This is a genomic window from Pseudomonadales bacterium, assembly GCA_013215025.1.
Lineage (GTDB): Bacteria > Pseudomonadota > Gammaproteobacteria > Pseudomonadales > DT-91 > DT-91.
In genome coordinates this window covers 1-2,226 of the sequence record JABSRR010000266.1, presented here as the reverse complement: position 1 = coordinate 2,226, position 2,226 = coordinate 1, and the positions used below count along the sequence as shown (strand labels likewise).

The following is a 2,226-nucleotide window of genomic DNA, read 5'->3' as shown; positions in this document are numbered from 1 at the left end:
GGGCTGTTATTTGGCTCAGGGCTGTTATTTAGCTCAGGGCTGTTTTTTAGCTCAGGGCTGTTACCAGCTTCAAGGCTGTGCTGCAGCTGCTGCCAAAAATCCGGATATAGGAAGGGGTTTTTAATCAGCCGGCGCACCTTATTCGTATAGTCTTGCAGCAGCAGTTGATAGATATGGCGCTGCTGGTCGTGCGCCACTATATACGCTGCAAAGCCATCTAGATCGGGTTCTGGCGCAGGGCTTTTGATTAAGCAGTTAAGTGCAATGCTTTGCTGTATACATTGCATATCCAGCCCTTGCGGGTCTTGCTCGGCTGCACGCAGCCAGCTGATCGCCCGATATGCGCGCAGCGCCTGCGATGGCTCGATATCTGACTCGCGCTGCTGGTAGTACTCTAGCAATGCGGTGGCTGAATCGGGCTCGCTATGCTTGGCTTCTGACATAAGAATTTGTCTCTTTAAAAAGATTAAATCTAAGATGTATGAGATTTTTGCGCTTTAATAAATAGACCTAAAAATTTTGCTATTCTGCTTAACACTCTACATACAGGCATTACTATGTTTTATGCGCCCATCAAGATCAATGAATTTGAACATTTATCTGCCCACTGTGAATGCTATTTAGATATTCAAGCCATCTCACTCGATCAATTCGGTTTATTTATTCATATCGACGGCGTTCCACACCGCCTGTGCGACGAGCAAGGCAAATTAATTTATACCGACAGCCTGCGAGCAATGAAAAAACTGATTCAGCAGCAAGCTGAATTTAGCGATATGCAGGTTTATCTTGAAGAAACCGCTGGACTGAATTATCAGCTCACCAACGGCGAGCAACAGCGCGCGACCTCGCATCGCATTCTCAACTAGCCCCTTTTCTTAACTTTATGCGTCTTAGCTTTATGCGGCGTATGCTTTGCCTGATGCCGCCTATGCAAAGCTGTGTGCTTTTGTTCTTAGCCTAGTGCGGTTTAGCGCTGCCGTATCAGCTGCGCTCACTTTTTCTGTGTTTTTGCCGGCGTTTTTCTCAGCGCTATTTGCGCTGTTTGCGTTATACTAGGCCTTTGTTTTCCTAGAGATGTGCCCGCATGCTTTTTAATGAATCGTCAGATATTGCACTGCAGCTTGAGCCCAGCTGGGCCAGCGATCCCGTGAGTATTGATCTGGTGCATTTAAAAGGCGGTAAATTATTAGCCATCAGCCCATCAGCCATGCGCCTATACGCCAGCGCCGAATATCTGCACGACCCCTTCGGCAATGGCCTGATTGACAGCTGTGACTGGAGTGAGCAACAGTCGCTGCAGCAGGGCCCCAGTAAAAAAAGTGAGCAGCCAAGCTTTGTGCAAGACTTTAAAGCTGGCGCGATTCATTTACAGCAGGGCTATACGCTGCTAGTCACTCCGGTGGCGATACAGTTATTTGCCAGCGCTGCGCAGGCCTTACATAATCAGGACTGCTTGGCTGAGTTACGATTAGAGTAACGGCTTTCAGTGCCGTTATTGGCTTGCTATTAAGGCATCAATATTTCTCTATTGTTAAGCTATTATTTACCTATTATTTACCTATTATTTACCTAACATTAATCAAACATTCACCTAACATTCATCTAACATTGATCTATCGCAGATAATCAAGGCCTATCCATGACTACAGCCATGACTAAAGCCCCGACGCTTAGCGCCATTACCATGCAGCGCAGCCGCCGACAAATACAATTAGAGTATCAAAACGGTGAAAGCTATACGCTTAGCTATGAGTATTTACGGATTTCCTCACCGTCGGCTGAGGTGCAGGGCCATGGGCCTGGTCAGGCGGTGCTGCAGCTCGATAAGGAAAATGTTTTACTGGAGGCGATTCAGCCCGTTGGCAATTATGCGGTGCAGCTATTCTTTAACGATGGCCATGATTCTGGCATTTATTCGTGGCAGTATTTATATCAACTTGCTAGCGAAAAAACTGCGCGCTGGCAGGATTATTTGCAGCAGCTGGCTGCGGCAGGACATCAGCGCAATGATAAACCCAGCAGCAACAATGTGGTAGAAATTTTCGAGCCGAAAGCCTGAATCACGCTGACTGCAGAACTCAGAAAGTGAACGCGCTGTGCTCAAGGCACTTATACGCTCACGGCACTTATAACGCTCTAGGCACTTATAACGCTCACGGCACTTACAAATCTCACAACATTAACGTTTAACGGCAGCAGCCTAAACTCGCTTTGTCTAAGCTG

Annotated in this window: 4 protein-coding genes; 3 read left to right on the top strand and 1 reads right to left on the bottom strand. The window is 47.1% G+C overall.

What is annotated here, in order from left to right; genetic code table 11:
* A partial coding sequence (locus tag HRU21_12725) for a hypothetical protein (GenBank protein ID NRA43154.1) occupies window positions 1–443 on the bottom strand: 443 nt, incomplete at its 3' end.
* A gap of 114 nt (window positions 444–557) precedes the next feature.
* Here HRU21_12725 and HRU21_12720 point away from each other — a divergent pair.
* The 3 genes from HRU21_12720 to HRU21_12710 all read left to right on the top strand — a co-directional run bounded on the left by HRU21_12720 (window position 558) and on the right by HRU21_12710 (window position 2,062).
* Window positions 558–869, top strand: coding sequence for a hypothetical protein (locus tag HRU21_12720; protein NRA43153.1), 312 nt, complete (start codon window positions 558–560; stop codon window positions 867–869).
* Window positions 870–1,087: 218 nt separating this feature from the next.
* The gene (locus HRU21_12715; GenBank protein ID NRA43152.1) at window positions 1,088–1,480 is read left to right on the top strand and encodes a hypothetical protein; all 393 of its coding nucleotides are present in this window, start codon (window positions 1,088–1,090) and stop codon (window positions 1,478–1,480) included.
* Between the two features lie 174 nt (window positions 1,481–1,654).
* On the top strand, window positions 1,655–2,062 hold the full coding sequence (locus HRU21_12710; protein ID NRA43151.1) for a DUF971 domain-containing protein: 408 nt from the start codon (window positions 1,655–1,657) through the stop codon (window positions 2,060–2,062).
* The last annotated feature ends 164 nt before the right edge of the window (window positions 2,063–2,226 follow it).